Genomic DNA, 20,843 nt, shown 5'->3' with positions numbered 1-20,843 from the left:
GTAAGCGAAGCCATCCCAGGCCTCAGCTATCCGCGGCTTCTGAAGACCAGCGGAGCATGCCCTCCTGAAGACGTTGGTGGGGCATACGGCTATGAGGAGTTCCTGCAGACTCTCGCCGATCCCGGGCATGAGCAGCACGATGAAATGCTCGACTGGTCAGGAGGCACATTCGATCCCGAGGATGCCCGCCCTGAAAGGATCGTCGAGCGTTTTGCACAGCTCGCAAAGAAATGGGCGCCAAGGACGGCCAGGCTCAAAGCTGTCACCCTGGACTAAAAGCCACGGCCTGCGCCGGATGGTTACGGGGGGCCAGAGGTGCGGGCGCTGGAGCGCGCTGTGCTGAAGACCTCAGCAATCCTGGCGCAGCAGGGGAGGGTGACTGTGCAAAACGATCCCAACGTTATCCGGCATTGCCGTATAATGTGGTTGCGTTCTATGTGGCATTGCCGTATACCGAGGCAATGCAGACCGTGATTCAAACCTCCATCTTTCTGAGCCAGGCGAAGCGATCCGGCCTGACGGAGGCAGAGCTGCAGGAGATCGTGGCCGTCATCGCTGCCGATCCCGAGGCTGGTGCGATCATGGCAGGGACGGGCGGTGCGCGCAAACTGCGCCATGCGCGCGAAGGCCAGGGGAAAAGCGGCGGCTATCGGACGATCCACTATTTTGGGGGCGGTGATATCCCGGTGTTTGCCCTTGCGATCTATGGCAAGAGTGAGAAGGGCAATCTGTCGAAAGCCGAGCGCAATGAGCTGGCTGTCATCCTGCCAAAGCTGGCCGAGGCGTATAGAGCCGGAAAGGAAAGACCATGAGTTTTGGAGCTGAACTGATCGCGAGTGCGAAAGAAGCGCTTGCAATTGCAGAAGGGCGTCAGGAGCCGGCAGCTGTGTTCGTGCCGGAAAGCATTGACGTGGCCGCGATCCGGAAACGCCAAAAGCTGTCGCAGGCCGAGTTTGCGGCGCGCTATGGGCTGTCTGCGGGCACGATCAAAGATTGGGAGCAAAAGCGTCGCCAGCCTGATCGGGCGGCTATGCTCTTTCTGAAGGTCATCGATCAGGCCCCGGATATGGTGGCACGGGCTATTCGGGCGTGAGATCACATGGGCGCTGATTTGTAACCGCCCCCGACGGCATCGGGGTGCCAGGGTGGGATCGTCATAATCCATTTGGGAGGCGGTTACAACATCAGCGCCCGGCCATATCCCGGGTTATGGTCTTTGCGTTTCCGTATCGCCGATCCTGTCGTCATTGAGGTTTAGGGGGGCAGATATTTTCTTTCCGGTTGCTCAATTTTCGAGGAGCAGTTTTCAGCTTGCCGAGCTTTTGTCCAGGAACAGGCATTCAAGAATGCTGCATCCGCAGGCGTGTGGTCAGCGCATTGCGGATGTGATCACGCGCGGCAGCTTCAGCCGCATCCGGATCATGGCGGGCGATCGCCTCAAGGATACGGCGATGCTCGGCGGCGGCGGGGGAGGCGCGTCCCATAACGGAGAAGGTGGTCGGACCCAGAAGTGCAAGGAAATCCTGTAGTTCCTCAATGGGGCCGTGGAAAAAACGGTTCCGGACAGCGCCGGCAATGGTGCCGTGGAACTTCTTGTTCAGGCGCTGCCAGTCGGCTGCGGTCGTGGCTTCTTCGAACGAGGCCTGCAGGTCGGTCAGCAGGGCAATCTCGGCATCTGTCGCGTTCTCGGCGGCAAAGCGGGCGGCCGTCCCCTCCATGATTTCGCGCATCTGGTAGAGCTCGAAAACCTCGTTCTGCTCCAGCCGACGTATCATCAGCCCCCGCCCGCCGGAAACTTCAAGAAGTCGCCGCTCCAGCATCCGCCGCAAAGCATCACGCACGGGCGTGCGGCTGACCGAGAAGTGCTCGGCGATCTCTTCTTCGCGCAAACGATCGCCCGGTCGAAAGATCCCTTCGCGCAGGGCCTGCCGCAGAGCGACAAACACTGCATCCCCCAAGCCTGCCTCACGCGCGCCAACAGCAGCGTCGAGGCGGACATTGGCCAGACGGGATGTGGCAGAGTCAGGATGGAAATTCATAGGCGAAACCCCGATTAGACAGTCACACCAAGATAGGGACAGCAGTCGGAAAAGACCACAGTACAGTTTTTTATTGTATACAGCAATATCCAATAACGACGAGAGCCAGAATTTGATTCTGACCCCGCTTTCGCCAGGGAGGAAACAATGACCATTCTGAAGAAACCGGCCATCGGCCGAGCCTTTTGGGCTGTCATTGCGATGGCCATGCCCGTCGCAGGCCTTGCTCAGATCCCGGAGGGATATCCGGCAGAATATGCGGATATCCTTGCTGTTGCCGAGGCGGAGGGCTCGGTGGTGATCTATGCCAATACCGAACATGCAGCGGTTGAGGCCATTCTGGCCGATTTCCAGAAAGCCTTCCCAAAAATCCGCGCTGATTATATCGAGATCAAGGCGGCGGATCTCTTCAGCCGCGTCAGCAGCGAAGCTGCCGCCGACGCACTGAAGGCCGACGTGGTCTGGTCCTCCGCGATGGACCTGCAATATCAGATGGTCGAAGACGGGGTCGCGGCCGAATATGCCTCGCCTGAAAAAGGCGCGATCCCGGAATGGGCGTCTTATGGCGACCGGATCTATGGCACCACCTATGAGCCCGTCGTCATGGTCTACAACAGCAAAGTCGTCGCCGACGACCAGATGCCCAGGACTCATGCGGGTCTGGCCAGCTGGCTGACCGAGAACCGGGATACCATGAAGGGCAAAGTCGCCACCTATGACCCGGAACGGTCGGGCCTGGGCTTCTTTGCCGTCAACGAAGATGCGAAGCACAGTGACGATCTGTGGCCGCTCGTCACCGCCTTTGGCGCGGTAGACACAAAATTCTACACCGCGACCGGCACGATGCTGGAAAAGATCAGCGCCGGCGAGCATGCTATTGGCTACAATATCGTCGGTCCCTATGCCTATCTGCGGGCCGAGCGTGACCCGAACGTCAAGGTCGTGGTGCCGCAGGATTTCACCGTCGTGCTGTCGCGGCTGGCGATCGTCACCGAACAGGCCAGACACCCCAATGCGGCCCGTGTTTTCCTTGATTATCTGCTGTCCCATCGCGGCCAGTCGGTGATCGGCAACGCGGCGCATCTGTTCGCGATCCGCCCCGATGTCGAGGGCAAGGCGACCATTGCCGGGTTGACCGCCGAACATGGCGACCGGTTGAAGCCCGTCGCCATCGGCCCCCATCTGCTGGATGCGATCCAGCCGATGGAACGGCTGGCGTTTTTCCGCAAATGGGCCGATGCCCTGAAAGCGGGTAAATAATACAATGCGCAGCGATTTTTGGCGAAATAATATCGTTCTTCTGACGGCGCTCTTCATTCTGGCCCCTGTCGGGCTGATCGTCTGGCAAAGTTTTCTGACGGATGCCTTCTTCAGCGCCCGTGCCAGACCCACGGCGGATGCCTATAGTTTTGTTCTCTCCGATCCGGGGTTCCGCGACGCGCTGAAGAACACGATCATCTTGTCCGTCGGCATGGTGGTGATCGCCGTTCCGCTGGGATCGCTGCTCGCTTTTCTGATGGTGCGGACCGATATGCCGGGCCGCAAATGGATCGAACCGGCGATCTTCCTGCCGCTGTTCATGTCGCCGATGGTTCTGGCTTTTGGCTATATCGTCTCCATCGGGCCGTCGGGGTTCTGGTCGGTCTGGTGGCAACAGACCATCGGTGTGCCGTTCTGGAACGTCTATTCCATGCCGATGCTGGTGCTGGTGGTCGCGCTGACCCATGTGCCGCATGTCTATATCTATGTCGCAACCGCCTTGCGGACCGTGCCCTCGGATCTGGAGGAGGCGGCGCGTGTTGCCGGTGGCTCGCCCCTGACGGTGGCGCTGCGCGTGACGCTGCCGCTGGTCTGGCCGTCCATTGCGGTCAGCGCGGTGCTGGTGGCCTTCCTTGGGTTTGAGCTGTTTGGCCTGCCCTATGTTCTGGGCGATCAGGACGGCCGGTTGGTGCTGGCCACCTATCTTTACAAGTTCAACACCCTGCTCGGGCGGCCTGCCTATCAGCTGATGGCGGTGGTGGTGATCTTCATCATGCTGGCGACGCTGCCGCTGGTCATGCTGCAACGGCGGATGCTGCGCTCGGCGCAACGCTATTCCACCATCGGCGGCAAGGCGACGCGGGCGCATCTGGTGCCGTTCGGCCCGTGGAAATGGGTGGCGCTGGCGGGGGTGCTGGTCTGGCTCTATGCGGTTGTGCTGCTGCCGCTGTCGGGCGTGGCGCTGCGCTCGCTGGTCACCACCTGGGGGCCGCTGGTGTCGATCCGCGATGTGCTGACCTTTGACAATTACCACAAGCTCGCCGAGCTGCCGCTGATCCGCCGGTCGATCGTCAACACCTTGCTTTTGGCCTTTATCGGCGGCTTTGCCTCGCTCTGCGTCTATGTGCTGATCGGTCTGGCCAGCCACCGGTCGCAGGCACGCGGCACCCGCGCGCTGGATTTTCTGGTGCTCCTGCCGCGGGCTATGCCGGGGATCGTCGCCGGTCTGGTGGTGTTCTGGATCTTCCTCTTCGTGCCGGTGCTGAAGCCCTGGGTCTCCTCGCTGGTGGCGATGTGGGTGGCCTATACGCTGGTCTGGCTGCCCTTCGGTCTGCGGCTGGTGTCGAATTCCTTAGGCCAGGTCGGGCGTGAGCTGGAAGAAGCCGCCCATGTCACCGGCGCCGGTCAGGCCCGCGTTGCCCGCGACGTGATCCTGCCGCTCGCCAAGCACGGCCTGCTGGCCGCCTGGCTTTTGGCCTTCCTGCTTTATGCCCGCGAATATTCGACCGGCATTTTCCTGATGGGTCAGGGCAATGAGGTGATGGGCACCATGCTGGTCAGCCTCTGGAACGGCGGAAACATCGACGTGGCCTCGTCTCTGGCCGTCGTCAACACCCTTGTCATCGCGGGCGGTATCGCGCTTGCCCTGCGCCTCGGAGTTCGTCTCGATGCCTGAACTGGTTGTAGAAAACATTCACCTGAAATACGGGGCCATCGAGGTTCTGAAAGGCGCGTCCTTCGCTGTCGAAAAGGGCCAGATCGCCGCGCTTCTGGGGCCGTCGGGATCGGGCAAGACGACCTTGTTGCGCACGGTCGCGGGGCTGGAACGCGCCTACAAGGGCCGGGTTTCGGTCTCGGGCAAACAGGTCTTCGACGGCGACCGCAAACTTGACCTGCCGGCGGAAAAGCGCGGCCTTGGCTTTGTGTTCCAGTCCTATGCCCTCTGGCCGAACCGGACGGTGTTCGACAATGTGGCCTATGGGCTGCGGCTGCGCAAAGTGGCCGATGCCGAGGTGCGCCGCAAGGTCGGCGATGTGCTCGAGGTGCTGGGCCTTGGCCATCTGCACACGCGCTATCCGTCGCAATTGTCGGGCGGGCAGCAACAGCGGGTCGCCATCGCGCGCTCGCTGGCCTATGACCCGGCGGTGCTGCTGCTGGACGAGCCGCTGTCGAACCTCGACGCAAAACTGCGCGACGAGGCCCGCGCCTTCCTGAAAGAGCTGATCACCCGCGAAGAACGCGCGGCGGTCATCGTCACCCATGACCAGATCGAGGCGCTGGCCATCGCCGACACCATCGTCTTGCTGAATGGCGGCGTGATCGCGCAGGAAGGCAGCCCTGAAGACCTTTATAACCGGCCCCGGACGCTGTTCACCGCCGATTTCATCGGCAATAATGTGCGGCTGACCGGCAAGGTCGTCGCCGCAGGCGACGGCTTTGCGACGCTCGATTGCGGCGGGCTGCGCGTGACCGGGCGGATGGGCCAGCCCAAGCGGCCGGGCGAAGAGGCAACCGCGATCTGCCGCATGGACCGGCTGGCGCTGGCCGGGGCAGGGGAGCCGGATACGGTTGAAATGCACCGCGCGACCTCGATGTTCCTCGGCGAGAAATGGGAACATGTCTACCGGCTGGGCGATCACAGCCTGCGGGTGCTGACCGAAGGGGCGGTCGCAAGCGACACCTCGCCGATCCGCATTCCGCGCGAAAGCGTCTGGGTGTTCTGAGATGGAACGCCCTGTCGATTTCAGCCGGTCCTATGATGTCGTCGTCGCGGGGGGCGGAAATGCCGCCCTCTGCGCGGCCATCGCCGCAAGCCGGGCGGGGGCCAGCGTCGCCATCGTGGAAAAGGCGCCCAGGTTCTATCGCGGCGGCAACACCCGCCACACCCGCAACATGCGTTGCGCCCATGACAGCGCCACCGAAACCCTGTCGGGCCCCTATACCGAAGACGAATTCTTTGACGACCTGATGCGGGTGACGCAGGGCAATACCAACCAGCATCTGGCGCGGATGATGATTTCCAGGTCCAAGGACATGCTGGATTGGATCGCCGAACAGGGCGTCCGGTTCCAGCCTTCGCTTGGCGGGACGCTCAGCCTGGGTCGGACGAATTCGTTCTTTCTGGGCGGCGGGCGGTCGATGCTGAACGCGCTTTACCGCACGGCCGAACGGCTTGGCGTCCATGTCGCCTATGAGGCCGAGGTCACCGATCTGGAGATGGATGGCGACCGTTTCGTCGCGGCCGAGGTCACGACCCCGGACGGCACCAAGCGGCTGGAAGCCAGGGCGCTGGTCGCGGCCTCGGGCGGGTTCGAGGCCAATATCGACTGGCTGAAGGAAGGCTGGGGCGAGATCGCGGAAAACTTCCTGATCCGCGGCACGCCTTATAATCGGGGATCGCTGCTGCGCACTTTGATCGACAAAGGCATGAAGCAGATCGGCGACCCGACCCAGTGCCACGCCGTCGCCATCGACGCCCGCGCGCCGAAATACGACGGCGGCATCATCACCCGGCTCGATTGCGTGGTCTTTGGCATCGTCGTCAACAACCGCTGTGAGCGGTTCTATGACGAGGGGGAGGACATCTGGCCCAAACGCTACGCCATCTGGGGGCGGCTGGTCGCGAACCAGCCCGAGCAGATCGCCTATATTATCTTTGACGCGCGGTCGCTGCAGCTCTTCATGCCCTCGCTGTACCCGCCGGTCACCGGGGCCACCATCGAGGAACTGGCGGGCAAACTGACCCTCGACCCCGCCGCCTTGCGCGCGACGGTCGAGGGCTTCAACGCCGCCGTCCAGCCCGGCACTTTCGACGACACGATCCTCGACGGATGCCACACCGAAGGGCTGGTCCCGCCGAAAACCAACTGGGCGCGGGCCATCGAACAGGGGCCGTTCTACGCCTATCCGGTGCGCCCAGGCATCACCTTCACCTATCTGGGCGTCGAGGTGGATGAAGATGCCCGCGTGCAGCTGGCAGACGGCGGGCGGGCCGAAAACATCTGGGCCGCGGGCGAGATCATGGCCGGCAACGTTCTGGGCCTTGGCTACGCGGCCGGTATCGGAATGACCATTGGCAGCGTCTTCGGGCGTATCGCCGGAGAAGGAGCGGGCAGTTATGCAAGCCGTTGATATCATGACTCTCGGGCGCGAGGGCCAAACCCCGGCCTCCGATCATCAGGCCCATCTGGATGAGGCGGAACGGCTGATGACGGTCTGCAACTCCTGCCGCTATTGCGAAGGGCTCTGCGCCGTCTTTCCGGCGATGGAAATGCGGCGGTCGTTTTCGGCGGGCGATCTGACCTATCTCGCGAACCTTTGCCACAATTGCGGGGCCTGCAATTCCGATTGCCAGTTCGCCCCGCCGCATGAATTCGACGTGAATGTGCCCAAGGTCCTGGCCGAGGTGCGCAACGACAGCTACGCCCGCTATGTCTGGCCCGGCTTTCTGGCGCCGATGTTTCACCGCAACGGGCTGATGGTGACGCTGATCGCGGCGCTGTCCGTCGCGGCCTTCGTGATCGGCTTTGCCGTCTGGCACGACCCCGCCGTGATGTTCGGCACCCATACCGGGCCGGGCGCCTTTTACAAGATCATGCCGCACAACACGATGGTCGCCATTTTCGGCGCAGCCTTCCTGTGGTCAGTCCTGGCCGTGGTGATGTCTTGCGTGAAGTTCTGGCGCGACATCGGCGAGCCCGCAGCAACGCTGCGCGACCCCGCCGCCTTGGCCGGGGGCGCGCAGGATGCGGCCACGCTGAAATACCTCGATGGGGGCGGGCAGGGCTGCATGAACGAAAGCGACAAGCCCGATGACAACCGCCGCCTCTACCACCACCTGACCTTTTACGGCTTCATGCTGTGTTTCGCGGCGACCTCGGTCGGCACGATCTGGCACTACCTGCTGGGCCGCGATGCGCCCTATCCGTGGTGGGATCTGCCCGTCGTGCTGGGCACGCTCGGCGGGATCGGCATCACCATCGGCCCCATCGGGCTGTTACGGGCCAAATTCCGCCGCGACCCGCAGCTGATGGATGAAAGCCGCAAGGGGATGGATGTGGCCTTTATCCTGATGCTGCTGCTGACCGGGGTCACGGGGCTGGCGTTGCTGTTCCTGCGGGCGACGCCGCTGATGGGCACGATGCTGGCGCTGCATCTGGGCTTTGTGTTCGGGTTCTTCATCACCATGCCCTATGGCAAGTTCATGCATGGGATCTTTCGCGGTCTGGCGCTGGTGCGCTACGCTGCCGAAAAGCGTCGCCATCTTGGCTAGGACCTTCCGTCCGGCCCTGTCGTTCCACCTCCAAAGCGGTAGGGAATCGGCCTTACTGATCTTGTAGGTCAGGATAAGGGCGCTATGGGGCCGTCCGGCAGGATGACCCCGAGTTGCACGAAAGGCTGACGAGTGCGCCGCGGGTTCGGCCAGGCACCGAGCCGCGCCTTGAGATCCTGCGCCGCGGTCAGCAGGCCATCAGCCAGGGTGCCGCGGGTGTCAAAGCCGAACAGAAACAGCATCTCGTGGTGCCGCGCCATCCGGATCACGCCGCCGATGTCCAGATGCGGGATCAGGCGTTCGGCAGTACGGGGATGTGTTTCTCGGCAACGGCAGGCGCGGAGCCGGTGATGCGCATCAGATGACAGAGGACATCCTCATGCTCTGCCGGACCGAACAGGGGAGCCGCCCTGGAGGACAGCGACCACAGGAGATGGTGGTCGCGGGGCAGAATTTGCCCTGCCGCTTTTGCGCCAGACTCTCGGTTTCATCGGCGATGATCTGGCGCAGAAGATCGCTGTCGAAAGTGGTCATGATGACTTCCTTCAATTCGTCCGGAGTAGAGGCCAGTTCAGCAGGCTCTGTCGCCCATCCTCCGCTCTGTGCCCGCTTAGCTGTTAGCAGGGTGCTGAAATAGTCGGGCCTGGACGCGGCTTGAGGAACATGGTCACCCTTTGCAGACAAGGTGCCGGGGTGATCATGCGGGGAAGTGACGAAACGAGCGGGTCGCTGTTCAGCTCTGTGGACCTGGAGGCGCGGATCCCTGCGCGCCATCCTCTGCGCAGGATCCGGCAGGTGGTCAATGCCGCACTGGTCAGTCTGGATGGAGCGTTTGCCGCGCTCTATACCGACTTCGGCCGGCCCTCGATCGCTCCGGAGCGGCTGATCCGTGCAAGCCTGCTCCAGATCCTCTTTTCGATCCGCCCGGAGCGACAGCTCATGGAGCAGATGGAATATAACCTCCTGTTCCGCTGGTTTGTCGGGCCTGGGATTGATGATCAGGTCTGGGGTGAAGGGTGCCCGGAAATCTGTGCGGGGGACAGATTTCAGCCCTGAACGGGCGGAGCCCCGGGCCGAAGGCCGACAGTTTTCAGCAGGAACCGGGACCGATTGCTGAGCACGGAGATGTCGCGGGAGGTGATGGGGGCAATCCTGGCTCACCCTGCGGTCGCGCCTCTGCTCTCGGACGAGCACTTTTCAGTCGATGGCACCCTGGTCAAGGGTGAGCCACCGAAGGCGCCACCGGTTCAGGCCCGGTGGCGAACGGCCTCGATGAAAAGTTTCCGCCCGAAGACTGACGGTGGCCCCTCGGATGAGGATCCCGGCGGCTCTGGTCGCCCGAAGATCCCGACCGATCCCCCTTCTGAGCCAACCACGTCCGAAACCGGCCCGGTGATCCGTCAAAGCCGCAATACCAAAGTCGATTTCCGGGGACAAAGGCGCTCCAATGCCACGCCTGCTTCCTCCACTGATCCGGACGCGCGGCTTTACAAAAAGTCACCCGGCGCCGGGGCCATGCTCTGCTTTGTCGGCGGAGGAGGGGCCAGGACGGTCGGCGGTATGACCCAGACCCTCTATCGGGGGGTCGGGCGGCTGCGTGCCCGCTTCATCCGGGCAATGGCAGCCAACAATCTCGCCAGACTGCCCAAACTGCTGGCCGCCTGAGGCTGGGAGAACCCGCCAGGCATGCATGTTGTCTGGCGAAGAAAGCCCCACGGCAGAACAGATCAGCCCTGATGAAGCAAAACCGTCCTGCACTCAGGACTATTTCAGCAGCCTGTTAAGCCTGCCTTTGGATCAATGGCGCATTCAAGGGCTCACCATCTCAATGACATGGGAGCGCAGTATTTGCTCACTCGTTAGGGAAACTTCTGGCAAACGCCGGCATTGTGCCTCCCTTCGGCAGCGTCGGGGGCAGCTGCGACCTCGATCCTGCCGAATGATCGGCGGAATTTTTGCCGCCAGGGTAAATGACAGACGAGAGTTTCGCCGCCCTGGGATATGCCCTGCCGGGATGGGTTGAGTGGAACAACAAGCGCCGACTGCCGGAGCCAGTCGGGAACATCCTGCCACCGGAATCTGAGGCCAAATTCTGTGCTGCTCCGGCAACTTACACTCATCAGTATGGCGTAAACCGGACGAGGATCACGGGCAGAAGTGAGGTGCGCTATGGTATCGCCCGGACGATCTGCGGTCAGGCAGCGGAGGTCTGGCAGGTTGCGAGCCGGAGCGGCAGCGCGGCCAAAGTCGATGCTTGACTGGTCAGAGCGGCAGCTCAAAGGGGGATCTTGCGAAGGCCTTTCGCTACGGCCTGAACCCGGGGGCCGCATTGCTTGAAGAGGGCCGTATGATGATCCGCGACATGGCCGCGAAAGAGGCTGAGGGCGATTGTCATGGGACAGGCCGACCTGTCTGCCGTTGGTGCCGAAAGGCTGATCCCTGTCATGAACCTCATGGTGAGTGCAGAAATGAACGGCGATCTGCGGGCCTGGCTGAGGGATCGTCTCACCCGGATCAGGGATCACAGGATCAGCCGGGCCGGAGAACGCTTTCCACAGAACCGGACATCGCGTCACGCCGCAGTCACATAAACCGCGCGATCCGCGGCCGCAATCGGTCGGCTCCGGAGTGCCAGGCATGTCAGCGGATCTCAGACCGGCGAAACGGCCCGGGCATCCGCCTGCTGATGGCGCGGAGAGACCGCGCCTCCAGGGCCACGGATCGCCGCTGCCTCAGCTTTCGCGAAAGCGATCACCACCAGATCGCGGGACTGCGCACCAAAGGTGGGCCGTCCCGGACGGCTGCAATCCGTGCCGGGACAGCCGTTCCTTCAGCGGTGCACGATTTCGGTGCCGAGCACCTTCAGACATTCGCGCATGAAGGCTGCAAGCCCCGTCCAGCCCTTGGCTGAGACCATGGTGCCGTCAACAATCGCCTCATGCGGCAGGACATCGACATAGGTGCCGCCTGCCAGAGTCACCTCGGGCTCGCAGGCACCAAGGGCGGCCACGCGTTTGCCGCGCACCACACCATCGACGGCAATCAGGATCTGCACGCCGTGGCAGATCGTGAAGATCGGCTTTTGCGCCTCATGGAAATGGCGCACCAGGGCCTGAATGCGCTTGTCGGTGCGGATATATTCCGGCCCGCGACCGCCCGCGCAATAGACGGCGTCATAGTCGTCGGGATTGATCTCCGAGAAGGTCTTGTTGATCTCAGCCAGGTGGCCAAAGCGCTCAATATAGGTCTGGTGACCTTCAAAATCATGCAGCGAGGTCTGGATCATCTCGCCCTTTTTCTTATCGGGGCAGACCACGTGGACGGTATGGCCCACGGCCTCCATCCCTTGCTGAAAAACGAAAATTTCATACTCTTCCGTGAATTCGCCGCAGAGCATGAGAATGGATTTGGCGGGCATGATATGTTCCTGTCGCAGTCTTAAAGGCCGGGTCAGATAGGCGGACGCGTGAGGGACCGGAGGCCCGGGGGCCTCCGGTTGCGATGGCTCAGAACGGGCTGTCGGGATACCAGAACTGCTCGGCGTTCTGCGGCGTGATCAGCGGCGCATCGAGTTTGAAGCTGCCGCGCATCGGCGCCTGACCGTTGAACTGACCGGCAACCATATAGATGGCCGATTTGATCATTGAGGGCGGATAGGGGGTCGAGATCGGCGTCATGGCATTTTCTTCCATGACCATCTTCACGACATCCTTCATGCCATTGCCGCCGAGCGCATATTTGATCTCTGAGCGGCCCGATTGTTTGACGGCCTCCAGAACACCGAGCAGCATATCGTCGTCATTGGCCCAGACCGCGTCGATATGCGGATATTTGGCCAGATAATCCTGCATCAGCTTGAAGGCTTCGTCCTGGTTCCAGTTGGCATACTGGATGTCGAGGATCTCAACTTTGGTGTCTTTCATGACTTCCGTGAAGCCCTGAATACGCTCATCGTCGATGACGGTCGGGATGCCGCGCAGCACCACCACTTTGCCCTCACCGCCGAGCTTTTCGGCCATCCATTTCGCGGTATTGGCCCCCACGGCGATATTGTCGCCCGCCACGTAAAGATCCTGCACGGCGGGATCGGTCAGACCGCGGTCGACGACGGCAATGAAGGTGCCCTTGGCTTTGACCTGCTCAACCGGGCCGGTCAGCTCTTCTGAGGTGAAGGGCAGGATGACCAGGGCGTCAAGTTTCTGGCCCGCCGAGAGATCTTCCAGCGCCGAGACCTGAGCGGTGGCCGAGGGCGAGGTTTTCACCACGATATCGATATGCGGAAAGGCGGCTTCGATTTCTTTTTCCGCCTGTTCGGCGTGATAGACCACGCCGCCGGTCCAGCCATGGGTGGCGGCCGGGATCGACACGGCGATGATGCGCTTGTCCTGGGCCTGGGCAGAGCCCACGGCCAGGGCGAGCAGGCTTGCTGCAGAGAGCAGGCTCACTGTCCGACGCAAAGTCTTAGTCATTCGTCTTCCTCCCTTTGGTTTTCGTGTCTTTCCGGTTGCAAACCGCCCCTCCCCGGGCGGCTATCTGATAAAACGATGCGCAAGCATGGCGAGGATGATGATCACCCCCTGCACGGCCGCGACGAGGTATTCCGACACCATGTTCGACAGCACCATCAGGTTGGCGATGATCTCAAGGATCAGCGCGCCCGCAATCGTGCCCCAGATCCGCGCCTTACCGCCGCGCAGAGCCGTGCCGCCGATCACCACCGCCGTGATCACCTGCAATTCCCAAAGCTGGCCCGTGGTCGGCGTGGCAGCCCCGAGGCGCGGGATGTAGCAGATCGCCGCAATGCCGACGCAGAGGCCTTGGATGACAAAGGTCAGCGTGCGGATCCGGGTCACCGAAACGCCCGAGAAGCGCGCCACTTCGGCATTCGAGCCAACGGCAATGCAGCGGCGGCCATATTTCGTACGGTAAAGGATGAAGGCCCCGGCCAGCACCACCAGCGCCGTGATCACCACCGGGATCGGCACCCCGAAGAGATCGCCGAAATAGACCGGGCGGTAGGGCTCGCGCAGGCTGCGCTCCATGGGGATGGAGCCGCCGTTCGACATCCAGGTGATCAGCGCGCGGAAAATCCCCATGGTGCCCAGGGTGACGATGAAGGGCTCAATCCGCCCCAGGGTCACAATCAGACCGTTCACCAGCCCGCACAGCGCGCCGACGATCAGACCAAGGCCCGCCCCCACAAAAATCGCATTGGAGCCAAGGGTCGGGGCCAGCTTGTTCATCGTCAGGATCATCAGCCCGGTCACAAAGGCCATCATCGAACCCACCGAGAGATCAAGGCACCCCGAGGAAATCACAAAGGTCGCCCCCACTGCGATGATCGCAATAAAGGCCGAACGCGTCACCACATTGGCGATATTGGTCGCAGAGAGAAAATTCGGGTTTAAAAGCGCCCCCAGCACGATCACCAGGGCCAGCGCGATGAAAGGGGCCATATCCATCCAGCGGATCCGGCTCAGCCCTCCGGCTGGTGGTGCGATGTCGCTTACCGTCGTCATTCAGCTCTCCTCCCCCGTGCCGGGCTGATCGTTTTCAGACCGCTCCCTGGCCTGTCCCTGCCTGTGCGGCAGTGTGGTTTTCCCTTGCCTGCGCTGCGGCGCCTCCCCGCGCCGCAGCACCGCTTGTGGCGGCATAGATCACGCTTTTCTCAGTGATCTCATCCCCCGAAAGCTCCGCCACCAGCCGTCCTGCGCGCATGACAAGCACACGGTCCGACAGGCCCACCAGTTCCGGCAGCTCCGATGAGATCACCACCACGGCCTTTCCCGCCCGCACAAGGCGGTCGATGAAGCCATAGATCTGGCTCTTGTTGCCGATATCGATGCCCCGCGTCGGCTCATCGATGATGATGACGCGCGGATCGGTCAGCATGACCTTGGCCAGCAGAAGTTTCTGCTGATTGCCCCCCGACAGCTGCCCCGCACGCAGCAGCGGCGAGCGGACGCGGATGTCATATTCCTCAATAGCTTTCGCCAGCCATTCCGCTTCCCGCCGGGGCGCAAGCACCGGCCCCGGGTTCAGGTGATCAAGCGCCTGAAGCGTCAGATTGGCGGCCAGCGGCTCTTCGAGCAGAAGGCCGCGGTCTTTGCGATCCTCCGTCAGATAAACAAGGCCCGCCGCCTGCCAGGCGCTGACACTGCGCCGCGGCAGAGCCCTGCCGTCAAAGCGGATGGGGCCGCCCTGCGCGGGGCGAAGCCCCAAAAGCCCCTCAAACAGCTCCGTCCGGCCCGAGCCAATCATGCCCCCGATGCCGAGCACTTCGCCCGGGCGCACCACAAGGCTGGCCAGAACCGCGCCGTGATCGACGGAAATCTCCTCAATCTCCAGCAGCGGCGCGGCCGACGCGGCCCCCCGCTTTGCCGGATAGAGATGCCCAAGCGCGCGGCCGACCATCTTTTCGGCCATATCGCGCTGGCTTAGCTGAGCTGTCTCCCAGGTGCCGATCATCCGCCCGTCGCGCAGCACCGTGATACGGTCGGCCAGCGCCTCCACCTCATCAAGGCGGTGCGAGATATAAAGCACCGCCACGCCCCGGGCGCGCAGCCCGCGCACCACATCCAGAAGCGCCGTGACCTCATCCCCGGCAAGCACAGCCGTCGGCTCATCAAAGATGACCACCCGGCGCGGCTCCAGCAGCGCGCGGGCGATCTGCACGAGTTGCCGCTGCGCGAGCGGCAGACTGCCCACCCGGTCGCGGGGGCCGCATTTCGCCCCGATCGAGGCCAGCACTTCCGCCGTGCGCCGGTTCATTGCCCGGTCATCGACCGAGACCCCCCGCGTTAACTCCCGCCCGAGAAACAGGTTTTCTGCCACCGTCAGATCCGCAGCCAGCAGGATTTCCTGATGCACCAGCACCACGCCCGCGCGTTCTGCGGCGGCGGCATCCGGGAAAGCCACCTCCCGAACGCCCTGCAAAAGCCGGCCCTCGGTCGGGAGGACATGGCCGGACAACAGCTTCATCAGGGTGGATTTTCCCGCCCCGTTTTCGCCGATGATCGCATGAACCTCACCCGGGCGGATGTCGAGCGTGACATCGGAAAGGACTGTGATCGCGCCGTAGCTCTTGCCGATCCCTTCGGCACGCAGCGCGGGCGGCGGAGCCCCGGGCTCTGCCGGTGCAGCCGCGCGCGCTGCGCTCAGCGGCGCCGGGGTCAGCCCCTGGAGATCCGCCCGCAACGTCATTCGAAGGCCTGCAGCAGCCGGTCACGTGAGGCCGAAAGATGCGCCCGCATCGCCGCCTCGGCGCGTGGGGCATCCCCGGCGCGGAAGGCGGCGAGAAGCTCTTCGTGCTCCTCAAGCGCCTCCTGGGTGACCCGGGTGTGAAACATCAGACGAAAGAGATGCAGATGCACATGCTGGTTGTGCAAAGTGCTGCGGATCACCTCATTTCCGGCGATCTGCAGAACGGCATCGTGGAACTGCCCGTCAATCCGGGCAAAGCGCGAGTAGCGGCTGGTGCGGTCCAGCGCGGGCGCGCCCTCGGCCATATCCGCCGCGATCCCCTCAAGCGCTTTCAGCTTTTCGGGGGTCATGCGCAGCGCCGCCAGCCGCGCGCCCTCCGGCTCCAGCAGCAGACGGAAGCTGGACAGGTCATCGAACTGCTTGCGGGTCAGCAGCGGCGCTGAGGAAAACCCGATGAGATGCGCCTTACAGACCAGCCGCTCACGCTCCAGCCGCGCCAGGGCTTCGCGCACCGGTGTCTGTGACACGCCCAGTTCGCGGGCGATCAGATCCATCGGAATGCGGGCGCCCGGCGCAATCTCAAGGGACATCAGCCGCTCATAGATGCTGTCATAGACGGCATCGACAACACTGACCGGGCGAATGGCCTGGGACGTGTGTTCGGACTGATCGGCGGAGAGGGCCATCGGGGGAACCTGCAAGTTGACGTGAATTGCAAATATCTCTTGCAAGACTCAAATCATATGTCAAATAGAATATCATATACGATCCGAAATACGATTTCAGGAGACGCCCTTTCGTCCCGCGTCCCGCCCCCCAGCACAGCTTTTTAGTAAAAGGACACAGAGCGATGGAGACTTTCGGCACGATCCGTGCGCCGCGTCAGATTATCTTCGGGCCGGGTCAGCGCCGCGTCCTGCCCCGCGTCGCGGCCGGGCTCGGCACCCGCGCGCTGGTGGTCACCGATGCCAGGCTGAGCACCGATTCCGACTTTCTCAACCTGACAGAGGGGCTGCGCCAGGCCGGGCTGGCCGTCTCGGTGGACGCCACGACCGAGCCGGATGTCCCCGCCCATACTATTGAAGAGCGCGCTCTGGCCGCACAGGCCTTTGCCCCGGATCTGGTGATCGGAATCGGCGGTGGCTCCTGTCTGGATATGGCCAAAGCGCTGGCCCTTTTGCTGACCCACGGCGGCGCGGTGCAGGACTATTATGGCGAGCTGAAGGTGCCCGGCCCGGTTCTGCCGCTGATCGCCATGCCCACCACCGCCGGAACCGGCTCAGAGGTGACGCCGGTGGCGGTGCTTTCCGATCGGGACCGGGCGCTGAAGGTGGGTATTTCCAGCCCGCATCTGATCCCGGTTGTGGCGATCTGCGACCCGGAGCTGACGCTGTCCTGCCCGCCCGGCCTTACGGCGATTGCCGGGGCCGATGCCCTGACCCATGCGCTGGAGGCCTTTACGGCAAAGCGGCGTCCCCTGAGTGATGATCTGACCCAGGAGCGCGTTTTCATTGGCAAAAACGCGCTCTCAGACGCCCTCGCCCTGCAGGCGATCCGGCTGATCTGGCAGGGGCTGGAGGCGGCCTTCACCCAGGGCGCAGACCGCACCGCCCGCAGCCGGATGATGGAGGGCGCGCTGATGGCCGGCCTCGCCTTTGGCGTCGCGGGTACCTCTGCCGCCCATGCGATCCAATATCCGGTGGGCGCTTTGACCCATACCGCGCATGGTCAGGGCGTGGCCTGTCTGATGCCCTGGGCGCTGGAGTGGAACCGCCCCGAAATCACCGCAGAACTGGGCGAAATCGCGGCAGCGATGGGGCTTTCCGGCGCGGATGAGGTGATCCCGGCCCTGCGCGCCACCTTCACCCGCATCGGCATTCCCCCCACGCTGAAGGCCCTCGGCCTGCCCGAAGACAGCCTGCCCGAGGTGGCCCGCCTCGCCTGCGGGATTGAGCGGCTGATCCTGAACAATCCCCGCAGCCTCACCCCGCCCGAGATGATGCGGCTGCTGGCTGCTGCCTGGCACGGCGATGCCGCGCTGATGTCCTGAACGGATGGAGAGACCGATGGACCATAAATCTGACCCCCGACCCGATTACGCCAGCCCCGATCTGCACGCCAAAGGCCTTTATATCGGCGGGGCCTGGCATCCGGGCAGCGGCATTGCGGTGCTCAACCCCGCCACCGGGCAGCCGCTGGCCGAGGTCCCTGATGCCAGCGAAGAACAGGCCCTCGACGCGGTTGAGGCTGCGGGGGCCGCAGCGGCAGACTGGCGGCGCACCCCGCCCCGCGCGCGGGCTGAGATTCTGCGCCGCTGGCACCAGTTGATGCTGGCCGAAGCAGAGAACCTGGCCCGTCTGATCGCGCTGGAGAACGGCAAAGCCCTCCCCGATGCGCGCGGAGAGGTGGCCTATGCGGCAGAATTCTTCCGCTGGTATGCCGAAGAGGCCGTGCGCATCGGCGGCGAATTCCGCCAGGCGCCCTCCGGTGCGCATCAGATCCTGGTGGACCACGACCCGATCGGTATCGCGGTTCTGATCACGCCGTGGAACTTTCCCGCCGCCATGGCCACGCGCAAAATCGGCCCCGCCCTGGCTGCGGGCTGTATGGTCATTCTGAAACCCGCCTCTGAGACCCCGCTCACCGCTTACGCGATGGCGCGTCTTGGTGCAGAGGCCGGGGTGCCGCCGGGGGTGGTCAATGTCATCACCACGCGCCGCCCCGGCCCGGTGGTCTCAGCCATGCTGGCGGACCCGCGGGTGCGCAAACTCTCGTTTACCGGCTCCACGGCGGTGGGCCGGGGTCTGCTGGCAGAGGCCGCGAAATCGGTCGTCTCGGCCTCCATGGAACTCGGCGGCAATGCGCCTTTCCTGGTCTTTGACGATGCCGATCTGCAGGCCGCGCTCGACGGGGCGATGATTGCCAAAATGCGCAACGCCGGCGAGGCCTGCACTGCCGCCAACCGCTTTTATGTCCAGGACGGCCTCCATGACGCCTTCGTTGAGGGGCTTGCTGCGCGGATGGCAGCCCTGAAAGTCGGACCCGGCAGTGACCCCACGACCGAAGTCGGCCCGATGATCACAAAGAAGGCCGTGGAAAAGATCGATCAGCTGGTCAGTGAAGCGGTCTCCCGTGGCGCCCGCATCGTCACCGGCGGCAGCGTGGCGCCGGGCGAGGGCTTTTACTATCCGCCCACCGTGCTCGCCGATGTGCCCCGGAATGCGGCGCTGGCCCATGAGGAAATCTTCGGCCCCGTGGCCCCGGTCTATCGCTTCTCGACCGAAGAAGAGGCGGTCGCTCTGGCCAATGACACCGAATATGGCCTTGCCGCTTATGTTTACTCGCGCGATCTTTCCCGCGCGATGCGGGTGGGCAAGGGGATTGAAAGCGGTATGATTGCGATCAACCGCGGCCTGATGTCCGACCCGGCGGCGCCCTTTGGCGGCGTAAAGCAGAGCGGACTTGGCCGTGAGGGCGGCGTGACCGGCATTCACGAATACCTTGAGCCGAAGTATTTCGCGGTAAACTTCTGAGGGTAGCATGGCAGTTGATCTCTATCGCAACCGGGATTTCATCGCCGATTTTGATGAGATCAGCGCCGAAACGGCCGCGCGTTCCCGCGCGCTGGCCGCGCGGGTAGAGATGAGGCGCGATCTCTCCTACGGGCCGTCCGGGCGGATGCGATTTGATCTGCTGATGCCCGCAACCCCGCGGAAGGGCGCGCCGCTGCATCTCTTTTTGCACGGCGGCTACTGGCGGTCCGGCCGAAAAGAGGACCACCACCTCGTCGCGGCCCCCGTCCTGGCGGCAGGCGGGCTGGCCGCGATCGTAACCTATGATCTGATGCCGGGGACGCGGCTTGGCACGATTGTGTCTCAGGTCCGGCGGGCGGCCGCGCATATCCTGCGTGAGGCCCCCGCCTGGGGCGCGGACCCTGCGCGGATCAGTGCGGGCGGCCATTCCGCAGGGGCTCATCTGGCGGCCTGTCTGGCGGCCCGCGGCCCCGAAGACCCCGCCGCGACTGTCCTTCCGGCCCTGACCGGGCTTTTCCTGATGAGCGGGATCTATGATCTGAGCGCCATCCCCGAAAGCTTTCTGAAATCCGAAACGCAGATGTCACCGCAGGAGGCGCGCGCCTGGTCGCCGCTGAATGCCGTTCAACTTGCGGGCCCGCGGCGCTACCTCACGCATGGTGCCCTGGAGACCGCGCCCTTTCACGATCAGGCCCGGGATTTCGCGGCCCTGCTGCGCCATGCGGGCGCGCGCGTTATCTACGCCCCGGAGCCGGAGCTGAACCATATGTCCATCGTCCTTGCACTCAGCGAGCCGGGTTCCCGCCCTGGCACTGCGCTTGCTGATCTGGTGGTGGGGTAAAGAGGCCTTCGGATTTCTGATGAGGGGCGTTGATTTTGTGACCGCCCCTGGGGCGTCAGGGGCCCGGGGTCTGCGATGCTCCCCCCCAGAAGGGCGGTCACGTCAGAGCTGACCGCGATGGGTCGTGATCTCGCGGAGGACATGTTCAGGCTTTTGGGGCAAATGATTTTGCCCGGAACGTTGAAATAAGATTATGCCTCATCGCGCGATGCACAGTGGCGCGGCTGATGAAGGGCATGGGTATTCAAGGCGCTATCCGCGGCAAGCCACACCGGACAACGATCCCTGACAAGAAGGCGCCCTGTCCATTGGACAAGGTGAACCGCCGGTTTCAGGTGCCCGCACCCAACAGGCTGTGGGTCAGTGACTTCACCTGCGTCGCCACATGGAAGGGTTTTGTTTATGTTGCATTCGTCCTCGATGCCTGGGCCCGCCGCATCCTCGGCTGGCGGGTCAGCACGTCGGCTCATGCGGGTTTCGTCCCCGATGCTTTGGAACAGGCGGTGCATGATCGCCGCCCCGCAAAGGGCATGGGCCTTATCCATCATAGCGACAGGGGCAGCCAATATGTGTCAATCAAATACACTGACCGGCGGGCAGAGGCGGGCATCGCGCCCTCGGTCGGAAGCGTCGGTGACAGCTATGACATATCCGCCATCAGCACCCCTGGAACAGTTTGGCGTGATTGCGTAGCG

The 20,843-nt window shown here is 63.3% G+C and carries 19 protein-coding genes and 2 pseudogenes; 13 read left to right on the top strand and 8 right to left on the bottom strand.

All coding sequences use genetic code 11. The annotated features are described in order from the left end of the window. The 3 genes from EG244_RS18690 to nadS form a co-directional block, all read left to right on the top strand. Nucleotides 1–276 (top strand): plasmid pRiA4b ORF-3 family protein (locus EG244_RS18690; protein ID WP_148097644.1); only part of this gene is annotated, 276 nt, incomplete at its 5' end. 146 nt (nucleotides 277–422) lie between these two features. Next, complete coding sequence (locus EG244_RS18685; RefSeq protein WP_233589070.1) at nucleotides 423–812, top strand: type II toxin-antitoxin system RelE/ParE family toxin; 390 nt, start codon at nucleotides 423–425, stop codon at nucleotides 810–812. Continuing rightward, a complete protein-coding gene (nadS, locus tag EG244_RS18680; protein WP_124966682.1) occupies nucleotides 809–1,093 on the top strand; it encodes a NadS family protein in 285 nt (94 codons plus the stop codon). Before EG244_RS18685 ends, nadS begins: the two co-directional genes overlap by 4 nt. A 247-nt stretch (nucleotides 1,094–1,340) precedes the next feature. On the opposite strand, the gene EG244_RS18675 is transcribed toward nadS, so the two are convergent. After that, the gene (locus EG244_RS18675; RefSeq protein ID WP_124966681.1) at nucleotides 1,341–2,039 is read right to left on the bottom strand and encodes a GntR family transcriptional regulator; all 699 of its coding nucleotides are present in this window, start codon (nucleotides 2,037–2,039) and stop codon (nucleotides 1,341–1,343) included. Between the two features lie 147 nt (nucleotides 2,040–2,186). Here EG244_RS18675 and EG244_RS18670 point away from each other — a divergent pair, with 147 nt between their 5' ends. The 5 genes from EG244_RS18670 to tcuB are packed head-to-tail and all read left to right on the top strand — an operon-like array spanning nucleotide 2,187 to nucleotide 8,571. Next, nucleotides 2,187–3,299 carry an ABC transporter substrate-binding protein gene (locus EG244_RS18670; protein ID WP_124966680.1) on the top strand — a complete coding sequence of 371 codons (1,113 nt, stop codon included), beginning with the start codon at nucleotides 2,187–2,189 and terminating at the stop codon, nucleotides 3,297–3,299. 4 nt (nucleotides 3,300–3,303) lie between these two features. Then, a complete protein-coding gene (locus EG244_RS18665) occupies nucleotides 3,304–4,974 on the top strand; it encodes an ABC transporter permease (protein WP_124966679.1) in 1,671 nt (556 codons plus the stop codon). After that, the gene (locus EG244_RS18660) at nucleotides 4,967–6,022 is read left to right on the top strand and encodes an ABC transporter ATP-binding protein (protein WP_124966678.1); all 1,056 of its coding nucleotides are present in this window, start codon (nucleotides 4,967–4,969) and stop codon (nucleotides 6,020–6,022) included. The genes EG244_RS18665 and EG244_RS18660 overlap by 8 nt, the downstream gene beginning before the upstream one ends. A gap of 1 nt (nucleotide 6,023) precedes the next feature. Beyond that, on the top strand, nucleotides 6,024–7,430 hold the full coding sequence (gene tcuA, locus EG244_RS18655; protein WP_124966677.1) for an FAD-dependent tricarballylate dehydrogenase TcuA: 1,407 nt from the start codon (nucleotides 6,024–6,026) through the stop codon (nucleotides 7,428–7,430). Further along, a complete protein-coding gene (gene tcuB / locus EG244_RS18650) occupies nucleotides 7,417–8,571 on the top strand; it encodes a tricarballylate utilization 4Fe-4S protein TcuB (protein ID WP_124966676.1) in 1,155 nt (384 codons plus the stop codon). Before tcuA ends, tcuB begins: the two co-directional genes overlap by 14 nt. A 68-nt stretch (nucleotides 8,572–8,639) precedes the next feature. On the opposite strand, the gene EG244_RS18645 is transcribed toward tcuB, so the two are convergent. Continuing rightward, nucleotides 8,640–8,813: a hypothetical protein gene (locus EG244_RS18645; protein ID WP_199738029.1), complete on the bottom strand. Its 174-nt coding sequence runs from the start codon at nucleotides 8,811–8,813 to the stop codon at nucleotides 8,640–8,642. A gap of 115 nt (nucleotides 8,814–8,928) precedes the next feature. Next, nucleotides 8,929–9,105 (bottom strand): hypothetical protein, encoded by a 177-nt coding sequence (locus EG244_RS20540; RefSeq protein ID WP_158617363.1) that lies wholly within the window; start codon nucleotides 9,103–9,105, stop codon nucleotides 8,929–8,931. A 165-nt stretch (nucleotides 9,106–9,270) separates the two neighbouring features. Between EG244_RS20540 and EG244_RS18640 the strand changes: the two are divergent. After that, nucleotides 9,271–10,104, top strand: a pseudogene (locus tag EG244_RS18640) (transposase); the annotation flags it as partial. A gap of 1,297 nt (nucleotides 10,105–11,401) precedes the next feature. Here the strand turns inward: EG244_RS18640 and EG244_RS18635 are convergent. The 5 genes from EG244_RS18635 to EG244_RS18615 all read right to left on the bottom strand — a co-directional run bounded on the left by EG244_RS18635 (nucleotide 11,402) and on the right by EG244_RS18615 (nucleotide 16,460). Then, nucleotides 11,402–11,989 (bottom strand): DJ-1/PfpI family protein, encoded by a 588-nt coding sequence (locus tag EG244_RS18635; protein ID WP_124966674.1) that lies wholly within the window; start codon nucleotides 11,987–11,989, stop codon nucleotides 11,402–11,404. Between the two features lie 88 nt (nucleotides 11,990–12,077). Next, nucleotides 12,078–13,040, bottom strand: a complete 963-nt coding sequence (locus EG244_RS18630; protein ID WP_124966673.1) for a substrate-binding domain-containing protein — start codon at nucleotides 13,038–13,040, stop codon at nucleotides 12,078–12,080. Between the two features lie 60 nt (nucleotides 13,041–13,100). Continuing rightward, entirely contained in the window at nucleotides 13,101–14,090 is a 990-nt protein-coding gene (locus tag EG244_RS18625) for an ABC transporter permease (protein WP_124966672.1), read from the bottom strand. Between the two features lie 34 nt (nucleotides 14,091–14,124). Then, complete coding sequence (locus EG244_RS18620) at nucleotides 14,125–15,774, bottom strand: sugar ABC transporter ATP-binding protein (RefSeq protein ID WP_124966671.1); 1,650 nt, start codon at nucleotides 15,772–15,774, stop codon at nucleotides 14,125–14,127. Further along, nucleotides 15,771–16,460: a GntR family transcriptional regulator gene (locus EG244_RS18615; RefSeq protein ID WP_124966670.1), complete on the bottom strand. Its 690-nt coding sequence runs from the start codon at nucleotides 16,458–16,460 to the stop codon at nucleotides 15,771–15,773. Before EG244_RS18615 ends, EG244_RS18620 begins: the two co-directional genes overlap by 4 nt. Nucleotides 16,461–16,624: 164 nt before the next feature. Between EG244_RS18615 and EG244_RS18610 the strand changes: the two genes are divergently transcribed. The 4 genes and pseudogenes from EG244_RS18610 to EG244_RS18595 form a co-directional block, all read left to right on the top strand. Beyond that, nucleotides 16,625–17,824, top strand: coding sequence for an iron-containing alcohol dehydrogenase (locus tag EG244_RS18610; RefSeq protein WP_124966669.1), 1,200 nt, complete (start codon nucleotides 16,625–16,627; stop codon nucleotides 17,822–17,824). 16 nt (nucleotides 17,825–17,840) lie between these two features. Continuing rightward, complete coding sequence (locus EG244_RS18605; protein WP_124966668.1) at nucleotides 17,841–19,307, top strand: NAD-dependent succinate-semialdehyde dehydrogenase; 1,467 nt, start codon at nucleotides 17,841–17,843, stop codon at nucleotides 19,305–19,307. 7 nt (nucleotides 19,308–19,314) lie between these two features. Continuing rightward, nucleotides 19,315–20,148 carry an alpha/beta hydrolase gene (locus EG244_RS18600; protein ID WP_124966667.1) on the top strand — a complete coding sequence of 278 codons (834 nt, stop codon included), beginning with the start codon at nucleotides 19,315–19,317 and terminating at the stop codon, nucleotides 20,146–20,148. A 197-nt stretch (nucleotides 20,149–20,345) separates the two neighbouring features. Beyond that, nucleotides 20,346–20,843: pseudogene (locus EG244_RS18595) on the top strand (DDE-type integrase/transposase/recombinase); the annotation flags it as partial.

The organism is Falsigemmobacter faecalis, from assembly GCF_003863335.1.
GTDB lineage: Bacteria > Pseudomonadota > Alphaproteobacteria > Rhodobacterales > Rhodobacteraceae > Wagnerdoeblera > Wagnerdoeblera faecalis.
This window is presented reverse-complemented; position numbering and strand designations above follow the sequence as displayed.